Source organism: Moritella sp. (assembly GCF_033791185.1).
In the GTDB taxonomy this organism is placed as follows: domain Bacteria; phylum Pseudomonadota; class Gammaproteobacteria; order Enterobacterales; family Moritellaceae; genus Moritella.
The window spans coordinates 1-20,216 of record NZ_JASJHF010000003.1 but is presented as its reverse complement, the minus strand read 5'-3'; the positions used below and the strand labels follow the sequence as shown (position 1 = coordinate 20,216).

At 40.5% G+C, this 20,216-nt stretch carries 20 protein-coding genes, 2 tRNA genes and 1 other RNA gene; 10 read left to right on the top strand and 13 right to left on the bottom strand.

Going from position 1 to position 20,216, the window contains the following annotated elements:
- Positions 1-99 precede the first annotated feature (99 nt).
- The 8 genes from rimP to rlmE form a co-directional block, all read right to left on the bottom strand.
- Complete coding sequence (gene rimP / locus QNK26_RS00225; RefSeq protein WP_319220213.1) at positions 100-558, bottom strand: ribosome maturation factor RimP; 459 nt, start codon at positions 556-558, stop codon at positions 100-102.
- Positions 559-795: 237 nt separating this feature from the next.
- Positions 796-872: transfer RNA gene (locus QNK26_RS00220), tRNA-Met, on the bottom strand.
- A gap of 202 nt (positions 873-1,074) precedes the next feature.
- Positions 1,075-1,161, bottom strand: a tRNA-Leu gene (locus QNK26_RS00215).
- A gap of 7 nt (positions 1,162-1,168) precedes the next feature.
- The gene (secG, locus tag QNK26_RS00210; RefSeq protein WP_319220211.1) at positions 1,169-1,489 is read right to left on the bottom strand and encodes a preprotein translocase subunit SecG; all 321 of its coding nucleotides are present in this window, start codon (positions 1,487-1,489) and stop codon (positions 1,169-1,171) included.
- A 251-nt stretch (positions 1,490-1,740) separates the two neighbouring features.
- Positions 1,741-3,075: a phosphoglucosamine mutase gene (glmM, locus tag QNK26_RS00205; protein ID WP_319220209.1), complete on the bottom strand. Its 1,335-nt coding sequence runs from the start codon at positions 3,073-3,075 to the stop codon at positions 1,741-1,743.
- A 93-nt stretch (positions 3,076-3,168) separates the two neighbouring features.
- Positions 3,169-4,029 carry a dihydropteroate synthase gene (gene folP, locus QNK26_RS00200; protein ID WP_319220207.1) on the bottom strand — a complete coding sequence of 287 codons (861 nt, stop codon included), beginning with the start codon at positions 4,027-4,029 and terminating at the stop codon, positions 3,169-3,171.
- A 96-nt stretch (positions 4,030-4,125) separates the two neighbouring features.
- Positions 4,126-6,051, bottom strand: coding sequence for an ATP-dependent zinc metalloprotease FtsH (gene ftsH, locus QNK26_RS00195; RefSeq protein WP_319220205.1), 1,926 nt, complete (start codon positions 6,049-6,051; stop codon positions 4,126-4,128).
- Between the two features lie 295 nt (positions 6,052-6,346).
- A complete protein-coding gene (rlmE, locus tag QNK26_RS00190; protein ID WP_319220203.1) occupies positions 6,347-6,991 on the bottom strand; it encodes a 23S rRNA (uridine(2552)-2'-O)-methyltransferase RlmE in 645 nt (214 codons plus the stop codon).
- Between the two features lie 114 nt (positions 6,992-7,105).
- Here rlmE and yhbY point away from each other — a divergent pair, with 114 nt between their 5' ends.
- A complete protein-coding gene (gene yhbY, locus QNK26_RS00185; RefSeq protein ID WP_319220201.1) occupies positions 7,106-7,402 on the top strand; it encodes a ribosome assembly RNA-binding protein YhbY in 297 nt (98 codons plus the stop codon).
- A gap of 114 nt (positions 7,403-7,516) precedes the next feature.
- Here the strand turns inward: yhbY and greA are convergent, their stop codons facing one another.
- On the bottom strand, positions 7,517-7,996 hold the full coding sequence (greA, locus tag QNK26_RS00180; protein WP_319220199.1) for a transcription elongation factor GreA: 480 nt from the start codon (positions 7,994-7,996) through the stop codon (positions 7,517-7,519).
- A gap of 1,238 nt (positions 7,997-9,234) precedes the next feature.
- Positions 9,235-10,431 carry a tyrosine--tRNA ligase gene (tyrS, locus tag QNK26_RS00175; RefSeq protein WP_319220197.1) on the bottom strand — a complete coding sequence of 399 codons (1,197 nt, stop codon included), beginning with the start codon at positions 10,429-10,431 and terminating at the stop codon, positions 9,235-9,237.
- 182 nt (positions 10,432-10,613) lie between these two features.
- Here tyrS and QNK26_RS00170 point away from each other — a divergent pair, with 182 nt between their 5' ends.
- The gene (locus QNK26_RS00170) at positions 10,614-11,912 is read left to right on the top strand and encodes a peptidoglycan DD-metalloendopeptidase family protein (protein ID WP_319220195.1); all 1,299 of its coding nucleotides are present in this window, start codon (positions 10,614-10,616) and stop codon (positions 11,910-11,912) included.
- Between the two features lie 73 nt (positions 11,913-11,985).
- A complete protein-coding gene (locus QNK26_RS00165; RefSeq protein ID WP_319220193.1) occupies positions 11,986-13,158 on the top strand; it encodes an anhydro-N-acetylmuramic acid kinase in 1,173 nt (390 codons plus the stop codon).
- 143 nt (positions 13,159-13,301) lie between these two features.
- Here the strand turns inward: QNK26_RS00165 and grpE are convergent, their stop codons facing one another.
- Entirely contained in the window at positions 13,302-13,952 is a 651-nt protein-coding gene (gene grpE / locus QNK26_RS00160) for a nucleotide exchange factor GrpE (protein ID WP_319220215.1), read from the bottom strand.
- A gap of 257 nt (positions 13,953-14,209) precedes the next feature.
- Between grpE and nadK the strand changes: the two genes are divergently transcribed.
- From nadK to bamE, 3 genes are all read left to right on the top strand, one after another.
- A complete protein-coding gene (gene nadK, locus QNK26_RS00155; RefSeq protein ID WP_319220191.1) occupies positions 14,210-15,091 on the top strand; it encodes an NAD(+) kinase in 882 nt (293 codons plus the stop codon).
- Between the two features lie 187 nt (positions 15,092-15,278).
- On the top strand, positions 15,279-16,940 hold the full coding sequence (gene recN / locus QNK26_RS00150; RefSeq protein WP_319220189.1) for a DNA repair protein RecN: 1,662 nt from the start codon (positions 15,279-15,281) through the stop codon (positions 16,938-16,940).
- A 154-nt stretch (positions 16,941-17,094) separates the two neighbouring features.
- Entirely contained in the window at positions 17,095-17,451 is a 357-nt protein-coding gene (gene bamE, locus QNK26_RS00145) for an outer membrane protein assembly factor BamE (protein WP_319220185.1), read from the top strand.
- A 100-nt stretch (positions 17,452-17,551) separates the two neighbouring features.
- Here bamE and QNK26_RS00140 read toward each other — a convergent pair whose 3' ends face one another.
- Both QNK26_RS00140 and QNK26_RS00135 read right to left on the bottom strand, forming a co-directional pair.
- Positions 17,552-17,878 carry an RnfH family protein gene (locus QNK26_RS00140; RefSeq protein WP_319220183.1) on the bottom strand — a complete coding sequence of 109 codons (327 nt, stop codon included), beginning with the start codon at positions 17,876-17,878 and terminating at the stop codon, positions 17,552-17,554.
- The gene (locus QNK26_RS00135) at positions 17,868-18,305 is read right to left on the bottom strand and encodes an SRPBCC family protein (RefSeq protein WP_319220181.1); all 438 of its coding nucleotides are present in this window, start codon (positions 18,303-18,305) and stop codon (positions 17,868-17,870) included. Before QNK26_RS00135 ends, QNK26_RS00140 begins: the two co-directional genes overlap by 11 nt.
- Positions 18,306-18,524: 219 nt before the next feature.
- On the opposite strand from QNK26_RS00135, the gene smpB reads away from it, so the two are divergent.
- The 4 genes from smpB (at position 18,525) to QNK26_RS00115 (ending at position 20,088) form a co-directional block, all read left to right on the top strand.
- The gene (gene smpB / locus QNK26_RS00130; RefSeq protein WP_101063942.1) at positions 18,525-19,004 is read left to right on the top strand and encodes an SsrA-binding protein SmpB; all 480 of its coding nucleotides are present in this window, start codon (positions 18,525-18,527) and stop codon (positions 19,002-19,004) included.
- Between the two features lie 41 nt (positions 19,005-19,045).
- Positions 19,046-19,404, top strand: a transfer-messenger RNA (tmRNA) gene (gene ssrA, locus QNK26_RS00125).
- 134 nt (positions 19,405-19,538) lie between these two features.
- Positions 19,539-19,733 (top strand): hypothetical protein, encoded by a 195-nt coding sequence (locus QNK26_RS00120; protein WP_319220177.1) that lies wholly within the window; start codon positions 19,539-19,541, stop codon positions 19,731-19,733.
- 43 nt (positions 19,734-19,776) lie between these two features.
- On the top strand, positions 19,777-20,088 hold the full coding sequence (locus QNK26_RS00115; RefSeq protein WP_319220175.1) for a hypothetical protein: 312 nt from the start codon (positions 19,777-19,779) through the stop codon (positions 20,086-20,088).
- Positions 20,089-20,216 lie beyond the last annotated feature (128 nt).

Genomic DNA, 20,216 nt, shown 5'->3' with positions numbered 1-20,216 from the left:
TTTCCATTGCTTCGAAGATTTTCTCACGAGGTAGTGCTTTCTCGTTAGAAACTGCATCAACAACTAACAGAATTTCTTTATTCATTCCCGGACGCCTCGTTAGTCAAATTTTGGAACAATATTTGCTTTTTGGATATTTGCGTGTGCAAAGACTTCGTCTTTGCCATCAATTGTTACAGTGATCATATCACCGTCAACACTTTTGATAACGCCTCTCAATTTACGACGGCCATTAACAGCCATACGTAATAATGCTTTAATTTCAGAACCACAATAGTCTGCATAATGTGATGCTTTAAATAGTGGTCGTTCCATACCAGGTGAAGATACTTCTAAAAAGTACTCTGTGCTGATTGGATCTTCAACGTCCATGATCGCGCTAATTTGATGACTTACTTTCGAGCAATCATCAACGAAAATACCGTTTTCATGATCGATGTAAACAAGTAATGTCGAGTGCTTACCAGCTCGTGTAAACTCAATACCAATAAGTTCGAAACCTAACATTTCAACTGTTGGTTCCAACAATTCAGTTATTGTTTGTTCTAGACTCGCCAAAACAACCCTCCATAAAAACAAAAAAAGGGCATATGCCCGTAATTTAAAAAATAAAAAGCCCCGACTATAAGGCGGGGCTTCTTACTACTAGACCTTGTATGTCACTTGCGTGACGCTTATTAAATGAATAATAAGCAAGAAGCCAATAGTATTACGTAAATTAGATTTACCGAGATAAATTAAATTTATGTAATGCTATTTGCACACTGTTAACTAGCCTTATCAACAGGTATAAAATGGTTGCGGGAGCTGGATTTGAACCAACGACCTTCGGGTTATGAGCCCGACGAGCTACCAAACTGCTCCATCCCGCGACAACAATCTTACTGCGCTGATTATAGGCTATTGCAACTACAATAAGCAAGGCTAAATTCACTTTAATAATGAATCAATCTAACAGCAGTAAACAATAGACATAAATCATTCTAAAATAAGGATAATGTACGATTAAATCTATTTAAACTAAAATTCAGGTAAAAAAAAACCTTAGTATAAAATACTAAGGTTTTTCTTATTTGGTGCCGTGGGCGGGACTTGAACCCGCACGTCCTTTCGGACACCAGCCCCTCAAGCTGGCGTGTCTACCAATTTCACCACCACGGCTTAATTCTTATTGAGGTACGTCGCTGTTGCTTACTGGCGCTACAGGAACATCACTTGTGATTACTGGTTTTTCAGCATCTAAAATCACATCAGTTTCCGATTGCGTAGATAAGTTACCAAGCACTAGGCTTAAAGCAAAAAATGCAACAGCAAGGATTGCAGTAACGCGAGTTAAAAAGTTACCTGAACCGCCAGCACCAAATACAGTATTTGAACCACCAGAACCAAAGCTAGCACCCATATCAGCGCCTTTGCCTTGCTGCATTAGAACGAATCCAATGATTGCAAGTGCAACAATTAAGTAAATAACAATAATAACTTCGTACATTTTAATACCTAAATCTCAAAAGGTTTAATATAGCTTTATCGAACATCCTTACCCGAGGTAAGGGACACTTAATTCGATATTCAGTCAATCTCTAACTAAATCACGATAAGTGGTAAAGCGAAGCAGATATTATCTAACCTCTACCCTAGTTGCAAGCTGATTATTAAAAAAACAATGAATAAAAGGCTTTAGCGCAAAACAACACCAGTTGCCGTATACTAATAAGCCTTAAAATGACTATCTACGCGGGTTTAAAATGTTGCTTTAACCGCATCCGCAATTTTATTTGCCAGCGCTAAAACATGCGCTTCATCTTCACCTTCAACCATCACGCGGATGAGCGGTTCAGTACCTGATTTGCGCAGTAACACACGACCACGATCAGCAAGTTCTTGTTCGACATCTTTAACCGCTTGCTGTACTGATTCAGCTAATAATGGGTCCGAATCACCACTAAAGCGCACATTGACTAACACCTGTGGGAATTTACTCATGCCAGAGCGTAATTCTTTTAATGTTAAACCACTTTGCACCATAGCTGCCAATACTAGCAAGCTTGATACGATACCGTCACCTGTGGTGGTGTGATCCAGAGAAATAATATGGCCTGAATTTTCACCACCAATGCGCCAACCTTTCTCAAGCAGCATTTCAACAACATAACGATCGCCAACCGCACTACGTGCAAATGGAATGCCTAATGATTTAAGCGCAAGCTCTAAGCCCATATTGGCCATGAGCGTACCAACAACACCGCCTTTAAGATCACCATTACGTAATGCATCACGGGCAATAATATAAAGCACTTCATCGCCATCAATAACATAACCGGTATGATCAACCATCATCAAACGATCACCATCACCATCATAAGCAATACCAAGATCGGCTTTTTCGGCAATAACGCGCGCAGCCAATGCTGCAGGTTCAGTAGCACCACAACCATCATTAATGTTCAAACCATTGGGACTGACACCAATCGTAATAATCTCGGCACCTAACTCTTTAAATACATTTGGCGCGATATGATAAGTTGCACCATGGGCACAATCTAATACAATCTTTAGGCCTTTTAGACTAGCACGTGATGGAAAGGTACTTTTACAATATTCAATATAACGACCAGCCGCATCTTCAATACGTACTGCTTTACCAAGTAATGCAGATTCAACACAGGTCAATTCTTTGTCTAACTGCGCTTCAATCGCCAGTTCAACGTCATCAGGTAATTTTGTACCATTAGCTGAGAAAAATTTAATACCGTTATCATGATATGGGTTGTGTGATGCACTGATCACAATACCCGCTTCTGCGCGGAATGTACGTGTTAAATAAGCAACAGCCGGAGTTGGCATTGGTCCCATAAATGCAGCATCAAGACCTGCAGCCGATAAACCAGCCTCTAAAGCACATTCCAGCATGTAACCAGAAATACGTGTATCTTTACCGATAAGAACTTTCTTGGTGCCTTGTTTCGCAAGTACCTTACCTGCCGCCCAACCCAATTTAAGTGCAAACTCAGGTGTAATTGGTGCTTTACCAACAAGGCCACGAATACCATCGGTACCAAAATACTTTCTTGACATATTTAATCCCTAATATCTTTCATTACCAGTTGAGACATAATCCCAACCAATTTATTTTTAATTAAAATCGTTATTTATTATGCTTTTATTATTCTAATCACGCTTACTAACGCGGTGTTTAGCAAGTTGTGCCACGATAGCTAAAACATCAGCGGTTTCTCTGACATCGTGAACACGAAATATGTGCGCGCCATCGGTAGCAGCACGACTTGCACAGGCAAGACCGCCCGCTAAGCGCTGAGATTCATCACAGTGTAATAAATTACCTATCATCGACTTTCGCGAAACACCAATTAGCACAGGTAAATCGAACTGATGAAAGACTGGGGTATCCGCCAGTAACTGGAAATTCTGTTCAAGTGTTTTGCCAAAACCAAAACCAGGGTCGAGAATAATATGCTCACGTTTAATACCTGCGTGAATACAAGCATCAATACGTTGCTGTAAAAACGCCACTACTTCAGCGGTGACATCTTGATAGCAAGGTGCATTTTGCATAGTACTTGGTTGGCCTTGCATATGCATAATACACACAGGTACAGCCAAGTCAGCTGCCGCTTGTAATGCTCCCTCTTCCTGTAACGCTCGCACATCATTGATAATATGTGCGCCTGCAGCAATGGCTTGACGCATCACTTGTGCTTTGCTGGTATCGATAGAGATCACCACATCAAGCTGTGCAGATATGAGTTTAATGATAGGTATAACACGTATTAGTTCTTCTTCTAAACTAACCGCACTTGCGCCAGGTCGAGTTGACTCACCACCAATATCAATAATCTTAGCGCCATCAGCGACCATCTTTTCAGCTTGCTTAAAAGCCGCGTCTAAAGCGTGATACTGACCACCATCAGAAAATGAATCTGGCGTTACATTTAAAATACCCATCACTATCGGCTGCGTAAGATCAAGTATTTTCACACTGCCGCTATTGGTCGTTAAGTTTAACTGCATTATCGTTTTTGTCCCTAAAAAAAAACCCCGAGTTAGACTCGAGGTTTATTCTATCATGAATTAATAGCTAAAAAGTAATACCGAGTAAGCTAACGCTTATTCTGCATCTTTCTTGTCACTATCTTTTTCACTAGCTTCTTGACTATCAACTTTAGTTTCTTTTTTCACAGCTTTAGCTGGTTCATCATCCAGTGTACCGTAGCTTTCGCCCCAGTCCGCAGGTGGACGAACTTCAACACGTGCCATTAAGTCATCAAGTTGTTTGGCATCAATCGTTTCATATTTCATTAATGCATCTTTCATTGAATGCAAAATATCAATATTGTCCGTTAATATCTGTAGTGAACGAGCGTAGTTAGTATCCACTAAGAAACGAATTTCTTCATCAATCAGTTTCGCGGTGTCAGCAGACATGCTTGCAGCTTGTGAGCCACCGCCACCAAGGAATACTTCATTTTGTTCGTCAGCAAACTTCATTGGACCTAATTTTTCAGATAGACCCCATTGCGTGACCATTTTACGAGAAATATCCGTTGCACGTTCAATATCATTTGATGCGCCCGTTGATACATAGTCTTTACCAAAGATAATTTCTTCAGCAATACGACCACCGTAAAGACTTGAGATCATGCTTTCTAAATGACGCTTTGAATGACTCACGCGATCTTGTTCAGGTAAGTACATAGTTACACCCAGCGCACGACCACGTGGAATGATACTTACTTTATAAACAGGATCATGATCTGGGACTAAGCGACCAACGATTGCGTGACCAGCTTCATGATACGCTGTCATCGTTTTCTCTTCTTCGCTCATTACCATGCTCTTACGTTCAGCACCCATTAAGATCTTATCTTTAGCTTTTTCAAATTCAGCCATTGATACAGTACGTTTATTACCACGCGCTGCAAATAGTGCGGCTTCATTAACTAAGTTAGCAAGTTCAGCACCAGAGAAACCTGGGGTACCACGTGCAATCAGTACTGTTTCAACGTCATCGCTGATTGGTACTTTACGCATGTGTACTTTCAAGATCTGGTCACGACCACGGATATCAGGTAGACCAACGGTTACTTGACGGTCAAAACGACCTGGACGTAATAATGCTGGATCAAGTACGTCTGGACGGTTGGTCGCAGCAATAACAATGATACCTTCATTACCTTCAAAGCCATCCATCTCAACCAGCATTTGGTTTAACGTTTGCTCACGTTCATCGTGACCACCGCCCATACCAGATCCACGCTTACGGCCGACCGCATCGATTTCATCAATGAAGATGATACATGGAGAGGTTTTTTTCGCTTGTTCGAACATGTCACGTACACGAGATGCACCAACACCAACAAACATTTCAACGAAATCAGAACCTGAAATAGTGAAAAATGGTACTTTCGCTTCACCGGCAATCGCTTTAGCAAGCAATGTTTTACCTGTACCTGGAGAACCAACTAATAAGATACCAGTTGGGATTTTACCACCCAGTTTTTGGAAACGACTTGGGTCTTTTAAGTAATCAACCAATTCAGCAACTTCTTCTTTTGCTTCATCACAACCTGCAACGTCCGCAAATGTTGTTTTGATTTGGTCTTCACTCATTAGACGCGCTTTACTTTTACCAAATGACATAGCGCCTTTACCGCCACCACCTTGCATTTGGCGCATAAAGAACACCCAAACACCGATAAGTAATAGCATTGGGAACCAAGAGATGAAGATAGAAGTCAATAAACTTGATTCTTCTTCAGGCTCACCAAATACTTTAACGTTGTTGTTTAACAAGTCATTTAACAGCTGAGGGTCTTCAGCTGGTAAGAAAGTAACAAACTTCTGACCACCTTGGCTAACACCACGGATTGTACGTCCGTTGATCTTAACTTCGTTAACCTGTTTATTTCTAACTTGTTGTACAAATGAACTGTAATCTAATTGATTACTTGAATTATCATTTGGTCCGAAACTCTGAAATACTGACATTAGTACGACTGCAATAACCAGCCATAAAATCAGATTTTTTGCCATATCACTCAAAATCTAGCCTCTCCGGGTCTTAAGTTCCCTGAAAAAAAACAGTTGAAACACTCAATATATTCTAAATATAGACAGTTTAACAACAACTTACATTTTAAATTTTTCATCCTGTGATCCTTACAAGTAAAATGCAAGGCTGCAGAACCCTTTCGATATTCTCTACTGTCTAATGAAATATATCAAGACTTGACGATTTATTAACATAATTAAATGCTTATTGACGACAACTCTGGATTTTATCCTTTAATCGCAGCAGTGACATTATTTTTGTAACTAGCTACAAAAATTAACCTTTGTAACCAGTTGCAACGATGAAGACTTCGCGTGAACGAGCACGTGACGAATCCGGTTTTCTGGTTTTGACAACAGTAAACATACTACGTACATCTTTCATAAATTGCTCAAACCCTTCACCTTGAAAAACTTTGACCGCAAAACTACCATTTGGTTTAAGTACTTCACGACACATTTCCAATGCCAGTTCTACCAAATACATTGCTGCTGGTTGATCAACACCAATATTACCACTCATGTTTGGTGCCATATCAGAGATAACAACATCAATCTGGCCATCGCCTACTTTCGCAAGTAATGCCGATAGTACTTTTTCATCTCTAAAGTCACCTTGCAAGAAATCAACCCCTGCAATTGGATCCATGGCTAAAATATCACAAGCAATAACACGACCTTTATCACCCAGATGCTTAACAGCAAATTGTGACCAGCCACCAGGTGCGGCGCCAAGGTCGACAATATTCATTCCCGGTTTTAATAATTTATCTTTTGCTTGGATCTCTTCAAGCTTAAAAGTAGCACGTGAACGCAACCCTTGTTTTTTCGCATCTTTAACATATTTATCGTTGTGATGCTCGTTGAGCCAATTTTTAGAACTGCCCTTTTGGGTACTTTTTTTCTTCGGTGTAGGGGTCATCTGAAAGCCTGTTAATAATATTTTTTTAAACCATTACCATAATGGCATGGTATTAAGATGAAGATGAAGCTAAAATTACTCTTTTTCAACCCTAAGTAATAAGAAATTTAAAATATGGCATTAAGCAATAAACAAAAGCAACACCTAAAAGGTTTAGCACACTCATTAAAACCTGTCATCTTACTAGGCCAGCACGGCTTAACTCAAGGTGTTATGGCTGAAATTGAAGTAGCGCTAGCACACCATGAACTAATTAAAATTAAAGTTGCGACTGAAGACCGTGACCAAAAAGCATTAGTGATGGATACCATTGTTAAAGAAGCTAACGCAGAAAAAGTACAAAGTATTGGCCACACGCTGGTTATTTATCGTACAAGTGATGAAAAGAAAATCATACTGCCAAAGAAATAATAGCTTTGTGAGTATCCAGCTGGGCAAGGAATCCCAGCTCGACTATACCCAACGTTAAACTGGGTCACAGTGCACGGTCATTCGTGTCTGCATCTACATACAGTGTGTCGATAGTTAGATATATTCTACCGATACAATTTCAAATTCAATCGCGCCGCCCGGTGTCGTCACAATCGCAACATCATCCACGCTTTTACCCACTAAACCACGTGCAATTGGCGAGTTAATTGAAATACGGTTTTCTTTAATATTAGCTTCATCATCACCCACGAGGTTATAGGTAATTTCCTCTTCCGTGTCAGTGTTATAAAGCCCCACTGTAGAACCAAAAATAACACGACCGTTATTAGTCATTTTTGTCACATCAATAATCTGACAGTTAGACAATTTACCTTCGATATCTTGAATACGGCCTTCACAAAAACCCTGTTCTTCACGAGCAGCATGATATTCCGCATTTTCTTTTAAATCGCCATGTTCACGCGCTTCAGCAATTGAGTTCACAATTTCAGGGCGACGAACAGTTTTAAGATGTTCTAATTCTACACGTAAGTTCTCTGCACCACGTGCAGTCATTGGGATAATATTACTCATAATGCTTAATAACCTTTTAATCAATTCATTATCATGACATTACTAAACGTCCAGTGCTGATAATGTTTACAATCATAATGCCCCTATTGTAATACGAATATGATGACACTTCACCCCATTCAAATCATTAAACCCATTTTATCTTATTAATGAGAGCTATATTTGTTCAATCACATTCGCCTGTAATGTCGCCATTCCCCATGCTACATATCCCATTTCGAGCAACACAAGTAAAGTTAGGATTGTGATCGCTAAAAATGCAATTTAACACATCAATACTCTCTCCTAATATCAATAATGCGCCGAAAAACCATCACCGATAACAATAACACCGCAAACACACACACTAATCAGCACTTCAGCAGCCACAGAGCTCCAAAGCATCAAAAGTTACACTTTTCTCATAAAAAGCTAGCCAAACGAATAGAATGTGTGCATAATGTACTCAATCCACTAACACCAAGGACCTATCATGAAAGAATTTCTAGCCGTTTTTACCGTTTTAACTACCTTAGCTATCACAAGTGGTGTTTTACCATCAATTGCTAGCCTATAGTTTTAAAAGTTTAGAAAACAGCATGGAAAAGTTTCTTGTTTTATAAATAAACGAAAACTTCTCTATGCTGTTTTTTTTATACCTCGATACCACCCACTTTCACTTACTTCCCTGCCTATTTCAACTGAAAGCACACATTCATTAACCTCAACATCTTCGTCATTAATTTTTATTTAAACTCTACAATTTTATTTATTAGAACGTCGATATAACGAATAAGAAATCATTGTCTCTACCCGTATACTCTGCAATTCTTAATTATGGAAAAATGAACCCATTTGGCGCGACAGTATTGGCGGTGGGCCAGCAGTCGTAATGAGGTGTTCACAGGGGGCGCTGGCGATATTATTGGCGACCTATTGCAAGTCGCTATTACAAAAAGATATCTACGCAACAGCATCTGCTTGGGAGGCGAGGTTTATACTGGCGCACTGTTAATTAGTATAAGTGAAGGTTTGGCGATGTTACTTGTCATAACAGGGGGATTTATACTCAGCATGATCGCGGTACACAGGTATCTACGCTAGTATCTAGGCTTAGCTATTTTTGTTTTAAAACATCACCGTTCCTAGTAAGTATAGTCCGGCTATAAGAATAGTCACGGGGTTTCAAATATAAAAAAGCCCATTATGGGATAAATCATAATGGGCCTTTTTCATTTACCGTAATTAGGGTAAAGCTATTACGCTAAGGTAATACGCGCAAACTTACGTTTCCCTACTTGGTATACCGCAGTACCAGCAGCTGGCACAAAACGAGTGTCTTCTACTTTGTCGCCATCAATTTTAACAGCGCCTTGCTTGATCATACGCATTGCTTCTGATGTACCTGATACTAAACCAGCTTCTTTTAATAAGTTAGCAATAGCCATTGCATCACTTACCGCAAAGTCAAATTCAGGCATTTCATCAGGGATCGCATTTTTAGAGAAACGCTGTGTGAAATCATTATGGGCACTTTCTGCCGCAGCTTCATCATGGAAACGGGCAATGATTTCTTTTGCTAATGAAATTTTAACATCACGTGGGTTAACTGCATGCGCCGCAATATCAGCTTTGAATTTTTCAATCTCAGCTAATGGACGGAATGATAACAGTTCAAAATAGTTCCACATCAAATCATCAGTAATCGACATGATTTTACCGAACATCTCATTTGGTGCATCAGTGACACCAATGTAGTTGTTCGCAGACTTAGACATTTTCTTAATGCCGTCCAGACCTACCAGCAGTGGCATCATGATCACAGTTTGCGGTTTTTGACCTTCAGCTTTTTGTAATTCACGACCCATTAATAGGTTGAATTTTTGATCGGTGCCACCAAGTTCTACATCCGATTTTAGTGCAACCGAATCATAACCTTGTAGTAATGGGTACATGAATTCATGGATCGCAATACCTTGACCTGATGCATAACGCTTTTTGAAATCATCACGCTCTAGCATACGTGCAACCGTTTGTTGCGACGCTAAACGGATCATACCTGCAGCACCTAATTCATTTAACCAAGTTGAGTTAAACTCAATACGTGTTCTTTCTTTATCTAAAATCTTAAACACTTGGTCTGTATAGGTTTTAGCATGTGCAAGTACATCTTCACGCGTCAATGGTGGACGCGTAGTATTTTTACCTGATGGGTCACCTACAGTTGCAGTGAAATCACCAATCAAGAAAATAACTTCATGACCAAGATCTTGGAATTGACGTAACTTGTTTAAGATAACAGTATGGCCTAAATGTAGATCTGCGCCGGTTGGATCGGCACCTAATTTAATTCTTAGCGGACGACCTTCTTTTAACTTAGCAACTAATTCTTCTTCAACTAGGACTTCTTCTGTTCCACGTTTAATTTCGCGTAACGCATCAATGATTTGCGTCATAATATTAAGCTCCACACTTATTACCTAAATATAATGACTCTATAGTACTGGATAGCGTTACAATTGAAAACCATTGCACTAAGGCAATAGCGTTAATTTGATGATAATTTTTTTTGCACAGGCCTTAGTATTTGCTAGAATATGTAGCTTATTTTTTAATATTTACAAGGTAGCGCTTTTTTATGTCATTCGGTAACCGTTTTAAGCAATTACCAAAACAACACCGAGCCTTCATTCTCGTTATCTTCGGGTTGATAATTACGCTGCTTTTTCTACCTGTATCCACCAGCGCGCCACAATCTTCTGATGCTGGGTCTTTCTATATTTATCAGATTGGTGATCGCTACAGTTTGAAATTACCCAGCATAACCACACCGACAAACAAGCCCGCGATAAGCCGCTTAACCAGTGAAGAGATAATCGTCAGAACAGGTGATAACTTATCATTAATTGGCCAACGTGGGCATTTAACAGCAAAAACCATTTATGAAATAGACCAACTATCATCAGCAAAACGTTTACGTAGTATCTATCCCGGAGAAAAACTTACCATCACCACTAATGACGATGGCCAGTTTATTAAACTTGTTTACCCTTATAGCGCGACAGAGTCGTTACAGATCAATAAAACAGCGGATGGTTACGATAGTAATACTGTAAAAAATAAAATCGAAATACGCGAACAATTCGCTCGTGCAGAGATCACCAGTAACTTCTGGAATGCAGGGGTAAAAGCCAACATGCCCGCAAATCAAATCATGAACTTAGCCACCATATTTGGTTGGGATATCGATTTCGCTTTGGATATTCGCGCAGGCGATAGCTTTGCCGTCATTTATGAAGAGCAATATATCGATGGTGATTTTGTCTCTACTGGGAATATTTTAGCCGCCGAGTTTATTAACCAAGGTGATAAATTTCAAGCGGTTCGCAATAGTGATGGCAGTTATTATACGCCGTCGGGACGCTCGATGCGTAAAGCCTTCTTACGTGCACCAGTCAACTTTAAATACATCAGTTCGAGCTTTAATCGTAACCGTCGCCACCCAGTAACAGGTAAAGTACGAGCGCATAATGGTATTGATTACGCAGCCAGAACTGGTACCCCGATTGTCTCTGCTGGTGACGGTAAAGTTATCGCTTCTGCTTATAATCGCTTTAACGGTAATTACGTCTTTATTAAGCATAGTTCTAATATTGTCACCAAATACTTGCACATGAATAAGCGCACAGTAAAACAAGGCCAGCGCGTTAAGCAGAATCAGAAAATTGGTACGGTTGGGGCGACAGGTCGCGTGACGGGTGCCCATTTACATTATGAATTCTTGGTTAATGGTAAGCACAAAAATCCGAAAACAGTATCACTGCCGAAAGCGGATTCATTACGTGGTAGTGAGAAAACCGAGTTTGTCTCGAAAGCCAAAAGCATCATCGAACAACTGGAAAGTAATGCTAAGTTATACTCACTGGTCGCAAAATAACTCTTTGAGCGAAAATAACTTTTTTAATTAAAGTAAATAACAGGCTAGATAAACAAGCCGTTAAGGAGCAACAATGCCCAATAAGCGTGAGTTATATATCGGACTGATGTCTGGCACCAGTATTGATGGTATTGATGCTGCTTTGGTTGAATTTAAGGATGGTCGGTGTCAACTACTTGCGCAACACTTACAGCCGATGGCAGCGGTACTGACCTCGCAACTGCATCAATTATGCCGCCCGCACGATAATGAGATAACAGCGCTTGCAACCATAGAGCAACCGCTTGCTCAAGCCTTTGCACTTGCTTGTCAGCAGTTATTAGCAAAGACACCTTATAGCGCCAGTGATGTCATTGCGATTGGTTCTCACGGCCAAACCATACGTCATCACCCTGAACACGGCTTTACCTTGCAGATCGGTGACGCTAATATCCTTGCCGCTTTAACCAACATTGATACGGTTGCAGACTTTAGACGCAAAGATATGGCACTGGGCGGTCAAGGTGCGCCTTTAGTGCCGGCATTCCATCAAGCGGTGTTTCAACACCAAACGATAAATCGCGCGATTGTTAATATTGGTGGTTTGGCAAATATCACTTACTTACCCAGCTTAGTACAAGATAAGACTGTTATTGGTTATGATACCGGTCCCGGCAACACCCTGCTCGACGCCTGGTTTACAGCTAAAAACAACAGTGATAAAAATTATGATGAAGATGGTCAATGGGCTAAATCTGGCGTTATTATCCAACCGTTATTAAGCTTATTATTACAACACCCTTACTTTGAGTTAACGCCACCGAAAAGCACCGGGCGGGAATTATTTAACTTAGCTTGGTTGCAAGCTTATTTAGATAACAATCTATATAACAAAGCCAAGAATACGCGTCAAAGCTATTCAGATGCAGACGTACAGCGCACACTAACTCGCTTTACAGCCGTGTCTATTGCCAATGAGGTTATTAACTTAGATCTTGATAACAACGGTAGTCAAAGTATCAGCACTGAAGTATATATTTGTGGAGGCGGCGCAGCGAATCCATTACTGATGGCTGATTTGGCCGAGCTCTTACCTAATAGACCAGTCATGACCACAGCCGAGATTGGTATTGCTCCTGATTGGGTTGAAGCTATTGCATTTGCTTGGTTAGCGAAACAGCATATCCATAAACAGCCAGGTAACCTTCCCGCTGTTACGGGAGCCTGCCGCAGTGCTATTTTAGGCGCACTCTATCCTGCTGGTTAATTCTTTCTATCAGAAAATGCTAAAACATATTCCCAGTATAAAACCGCAGATAAAAAAATAGAGCCAAACGGCTCTATTTTCACAACTGTACTATATGACTAGGCTATATCTATCAATACTACAGCTGCTTGCTACATTCGCAATTAAGCTTGTGTATCAATTGTTGGTGTCGCTGCTGGTGCTGCTTTAGAGATCATCACCATTGCAGGTCGGATTAAACGACCATTTAGTTCATAACCTTTTTGCATTACAGTGATCACTGTATTTGGCGCAACATCTGTGCTTTCAATCATGCTCATCGCTTGATGTAATTCAGGGTTAAAGGTTTCACCTTCAGGGTTTACCGCTTTAACACCAAATTTTTCTAATGCCGATTCCAGTGATTTAGCTGTTAGCTCAATACCTTCAATTAGTGGTACTAGTGCTTCATTTGATTTGTCAGCATGTTGTAAACCACGTTCCATGTTATCAATAACAGGCAGTAATTCATTAGCAAATTTTTCTAATGCGAATTTTTTAGCTTTATCAACATCAATCGCAGCGCGACGACGAATGTTATCAGCGTCAGCTTTAGCGCGTAATGCCGCGTCTTTAAATTCTGCAGCAGATGCAGTTGCTTTTGCAAGTTCAGCTTCTAATGCAGCGATACGTGCTACAGACTCATCCACTTCGATAGCCACTTCTTCAACTGGTGCGTCTTCAGTTGTTACACCTTCAACAACAGGCTGTGATTCAGTTACTAACTGTTCTTCAACTTGCTTTTCAGCCTGTACTTTTTGCTCTTCGCTGCTCATTACTTTCTCCGACATTCAATTCAGCATACTTTATATAAGTACACTATATTACAATTAAGGGGTTATACCGAAATATAATGGGGATCCTAACACGAGATTCAAGTCAAATTCATCTCTAGTTGGTCCCAAGCGTAAAATAGTGCGAAAAACAGCAGCTGATTTACTGACTAAGCAGTATATATATCGTGTTTATACTTTGAATCTTCAACTCGCTTGAGTATATACTGAATCTATACTTACTTAGTGGAATCAAGGCAATGAAGAGAGAGTTCAAAACTATCGGGTTAATCGGAAAACCCAAACACCCAGAAACAACCAAAACCCTTATTGCCCTGCACAATTTTTTGACCGAACATAAATACAATGTGATTGTTGATAGCCGCGTATCCCAAGATCTTGGTATGGAAAAAGTCGTATCACGTCCACTGATGAATTTAGGTGAAGAAGCGGACTTGGCTGTAGTCGTCGGGGGTGACGGTAATATGCTGGGCGCTGGGCGGGTATTATCACGTTTTGATATTGCCGTTATCGGGGTTAACCGTGGTAATTTAGGCTTTTTGACTGACCTCGACCCTGAAGATTTCCATGAGCAGTTATTAGGGGTATTACAAGGCCAGTATATCTCTGAAAAGCGTATTTTATTAAACACCTCGATTTACCGCTACGGCATGTTAAAAGCAACCAACCTCGCCTTCAATGAAACTATCTTACATCCGGGTAAGATCCCTGCCATGATAGAGTTTGAAGTGCATATTGATGATAGTTTTATGCTCAGTCAACGTGCAGATGGCCTACTGGTATCAACACCAACCGGTTCAACCGCTTACTCATTGTCTGCAGGTGGTCCCATTTTATCGCCCAGTTTAGAAGCTATCACCTTAATGGCGATGTTCCCACATACGCTTTCAAGTCGCCCTATTGTGATCAATGCCAATAGCACAGTACGATTAGTGGTGTCGCCAAATAATGAAGAGAACATGATGGTCAGTTGCGATGGTCATGTACATATCGGTGTGCTACCAGGTGATGAAATTATCATCAAACGTGACAAGAATCATCTGCATTTGATCCACCCTAAAAGTTATGATTACTTTAACGTTTTACGTGAAAAACTCGGTTGGGGCAGTAAACTATTTTAACCTTAACAGCCTAGATCAAAGGCTTAATTCGATGTTAGGCCTTATCTTGACCCCATTGCCATACCTTCCACCTTTTAGATCACAAATTAAAAATAAAGCCCGCAACTAAAAGCAAAGTATTTACACTTGTGGGTTCGCACATATATACTGTATATAAAACCAGCCTGATAAAATAAACAGGATACGTATGCTAACGCAACTCACTATTCATAATTTTGCTATCGTTAAATTTTTAGAACTTGAACTGAAATCAGGAATGACGACCGTAACAGGTGAAACCGGAGCTGGTAAATCGATTGCTATTGATGCTCTCGGTCTGGCATTGGGCTCTCGCGCTGACGCCAGCACTGTCCGTCCCGGTGAAAAGAAAGCCGAAATAAGTGCGATCTTTACCGTTGAAGCAAGTTCTCTCGCCTATAAGTGGTTAGTCGAACACGAATTAAATAATGAAGATGAATGTATCCTGCGCCGCGTGATCACCGCAGAAGGTCGCTCTAAAGGCTATATCAATGGGATACCGGTACCGTTACAACAACTTAAATTACTTTCGCAATTTTTGGTTCAGGTACATGGTCAGCACGCCCACCAAACCTTATTAAAACCAGAAATTCAGTTAGCTGTCCTCGATGGTTATGCAAGCCATAGCAAATTGCAGACCAATGTTAGCGACGGCTACCGCGCTTGGCACAGTTTAGCGAATGAAGAAAAAAAGCTATTACAAAACCAGCAACAGCGCGCCGCAAGACAACAGTTATTACAATACCAAGTATCTGAATTGGATGAGTTTTCCCTTGCTGACGGTGAATATAGCCAAATTGAAGCTGAGCATAAACTGCTAGCAAACAGCACCGAGTTAGTGCAGGAGTGTATGGCCAGTGTCGATACCTTGTATGAAAATGAAGATAATGCCATCTGTAGCATGTTGCAAGTGGTCAGCCACCGCTTAGAAAACTTGTTAGACATGGATCCGAAATTAAAATCAATCACCGATACCTTACAAGAAGCAGTGGTACTGATTGAAGAAGCTGGTAATGAGCTCCGTAGCTATACCGATAACCTAGAACGTGATCCGCAACAATTTGAATACTTGGATGACCGCTTGGGTAAAGCTTTAGAGCTTGCGCGTAAGCATCAAGTACCAGCCGATCAACTGGCAAGCCATCATCAAATGCTTAAATCTGAATTAGATAACATTGCTGGTGATGATGAACGGATTGAAAATATCAAAATCGAATTGCAAGAGTCACAGGCGCGCTATCATCAACAAGCCGAAAAGCTCTCAGCCAGTCGTCAAAAATACGCCAAACAGCTTAATAAACTGATCACCGCAAGCATGCATGAGCTAAGCATGGAAAACGGTTGTTTTGAGATCACCTTAACAGGCAATGAACAGCAAACACCCAATCCGCAAGGTTTAGATAATATCAACTTCTTAGTCTCAACTAACCCGGGGCAACCATTACAGCCCCTAGGTAAAGTGGCGTCTGGTGGTGAACTGTCACGTATCAGTTTAGCGATTCAAGTGATCACTGCGCAAAAAATCTCAACACCAACCTTAATCTTTGATGAAGTAGACGTGGGTATTTCAGGACAAACAGCATCGATTGTCGGCAAGCTATTACGTCAATTAGGTGATAAAACCCAAGTTATGTGTGTCACCCATTTACCGCAAGTGGCGTCAAAAGGTCATCAACAAATGTTTGTGAGTAAAACTACCGACGGTAAAACCACCGAAACCTGTATGAAAGCGTTAAGCCAAGAGAAGCGCATTGCAGAATTAGCACGTTTACTCGGTGGTGATAAAATAACAGCGTCAACATTAAGCAATGCCGCAGAAATGTTAGTTTAGCCTCTCACAATCAAGATAATGCAGGGAACTAATCCCTGCGTTTAACTTCTAACTGGTATTATTCGAAGCAAATCGGCTAAATACATCGATTTACTTCGCTCGCCAGCCGAGTTATTATTTACCTATCTATATGGACTTAATTAGCAAAATACTTATGCGCTTAAAACACTTACTTATTGCAGGCTTGGCCATCTTTAGCTTATCTGGCTGCTCAATTCTAGAAAAACTGGTTTATAAAATTGATATCCCACAGGGTAACTATGTTGAGGATAACCAAGTAGACAAATTACGTGTTGATATGACTAAAGAACAAGTTACGTTTGTACTTGGTAGTCCAATGCTTGTTGATTCGTTTGACCATGATTCGTGGAACTACTTGTATCACTTCAAAACAGGCCGTGGTGTAGTTACATCGAAAAAATTGGTGTTAACCTTTGAAGGCAATAACTTGAAAACAGTGGTGGGAGATTATCCGCTGAGCCCTGACTTTGCCACGCCGCTAGATCGATAAACAGGTTAAGTTGGTAGTTCGCAGCAACTGGGGGCGAACACTTGGAGACAATAAAAATCACAACCTGCACTAGATTGTGATTTTTATTATACCAATGACATTATTTTATTTTTTGGCCGGTCTTTTCGTGAAGTCGGCCTTCTTCTTTGGCTTTCCCAGCACGGCGCTTGCGCATCTCTTTTGGATCGGCAATTAACGGTCGATATATTTCAACCCGTTCACCGGCTTCCAGCACCGTATCCAGCTTGATTAATCGGCTGTAGATACCTAACTTATTCTTATCCAGTTCAATTTCAGGATATTTAGTTAATATCCCTGATGCGTTAATCGCTTGCTGCGCCGTCGCACCTTGTTCTACGCTTACCGTGAAGGTAATTTGTTCTTTCGGTAATGCGTAAATCACTTCAACATTAATTTTACTCGACACCGTAAACCTCTTTTGCACGATCAGTAAAAGACTGCACCATATTATTAACTAGATCAGAGAAAATACGGCCAAACGCCACTTCCACTAATTTACTGCTAAATACAAATTCTAAATCAAGCGTTACTTTACAAGCGGTTGCATCTAGCGCTTTAAACGTCCAACCACCGGTCAGCGTTTTAAAGGGGCCATCGACAAGATCCATTTTTACTTCTTGGCCAGGTGTCAGGGTATTCAGAGTAGTGAAGGTTTTGCTGATACCAGCTTTGGCAACATCAACCGCGGCCGTCATTTTATTATCATGCTCATCTAAAATGCGCGTACCGGTACAACCGGGTAAAAAATTTGGGTATGCATCGACATCGTTTACTAAATTAAACATTTGGTCAGCGCTATACATTAACAGTGCGCTGCGCGTTATCCGTGGCATACTAGTCCCTATAATCAAAACAATAAGTAGCTTAATACGACGCATCATAACGATCTAATCGTTGCGCCAGTAATTATAAACAGGCAACTTTAGCATTTATCCATATAAAATTCATTTGTTATTCCCGTCAAAGTAAGACAAGTACTAGGATAAAATACGATTTTGTTATAAGATTTATAACATTAAATTCCGTCAATGATGGGTGCATAAAGATAAATTATGGCTAAGAAAAAACCAAAAAACAGCGAAAACACCATCGCGAGAAATAAAACCGCTAGTTTCGAATATAAAATCGAAGATCGCTTGGAAGCTGGATTAGAACTCCAAGGTTGGGAAGTTAAATCATTACGAGCTGGTAAAGTAAATATTACCGAGAGTTATGTATTTATTAAAAACGGTGAAGCGTTTATGTCTGGTGCGCAGATCATGCCACTCGACGCCGCCTCTACACACGTAGTTTGTAACCCAACTCGAATTCGTAAGTTGTTATTAAACAAACGTGAATTAGAAGTCCTAGCAAGTAAAGTTGAGCGTCAAGGTTATACGATTGTAGCTACATCTATGTACTGGAAACAAGCTTGGGTGAAAGTAAATATTGGTCTGGCGAAGGGTAAGAAAGAGCACGATAAACGTTCAGATGTGAAAGATCGAGAATGGAAAATAGACAAAGAACGAATGATGAAGCACAAAGTTCGTTAATTTGTTGCAATTCCAAACGAAAGGCGTAGAATTTTAGTTCTGGGGTCGATTTAGGATTCGACGAGATTCACGAAACCCTAGGTGCATGTCGAGGGGCGGTTGGCCTCGTAAAAAGCCGCACTGTTATAGTTGCAAACGACTCTAACTACTCTCTAGCAGCTTAGGCTAGCTAGCCATCATTCGGAACCCTGCCTGAGGGTCTCTGATATTGTATGGTCATTAAATATCAGGATCGTGTGGACTCTTCGCTCGTAGAGAAAGCACTAAATCCAATCGAGCACGCTTTTGTTCGGCCTGTCACTCGGCTTAATAAAAAGTTAAATTAATAGAGATGACTAAACATGTAGTACCGCGGATGTAGGTTTTTCGGACGGGGGTTCAACTCCCCCCGACTCCACCAAACGCAAGTTAGAACGGCACCCTCCTAAGTGTCGCAGCCCATTGAATGGTTTGATTCAATGGGCTTTTCTTTATCTAAAATTCAACAAAAACTAATAAAACCTTGTTTTTAAACTGTAAATCGATGGAGTGGTTATGAGTAAAGTAGTTTTAGCGATATGTCTTTGTCTATCACTTCAAGGTTGCAGTGGTGGTTTTAATGGCGTTAAAGATGATAGTTCGTCTACCATCGGCAAAAAAGCGGACGAAAAGGAACAAGAAAAGAACGGCTTACTCGCCATCGGTGAGTTTATGGCTGTAATGGCAGTTCTGAAAACGCAGGTTAATTAGTTTTAATAAGTAAATATATAACCATACCTGTCATGGGGAGTTCATGAATAAATTAAAAATAATTATGCTTCTTTGCTTAATGAGTCAAGGCTGTAGCACGAACTCAAACTTACCAATGAACCAACCAGTAAGTAATATTCAAGGCCTTGCGGCGGCACCCGTTGAAGATGCAACACAATATCAACCAATTAGTGTTGATGACTTGGATAATAAAACACTAGAAACTAAAGACGAAGTGTTAGAAGAGCCAAAGCAAGCAGACGCAGAACCAAAACAAGACGTGACTAATGGCGAAATAAAGAACATGTCGAATGTGAATGATTTTATGCCGAAACCACAATCTTATTGGATGTAGTGCGTAAAGTAGGCTGCGTAGTAGAACGGGCGTAGGCTGGAGTTAACGGTAGTCCACACGCCCTAACTGCTTAGAAATAATTTCGGTTAACTTTCCGCCGCTAAATTTTAACTGCACGTCAAATTCAC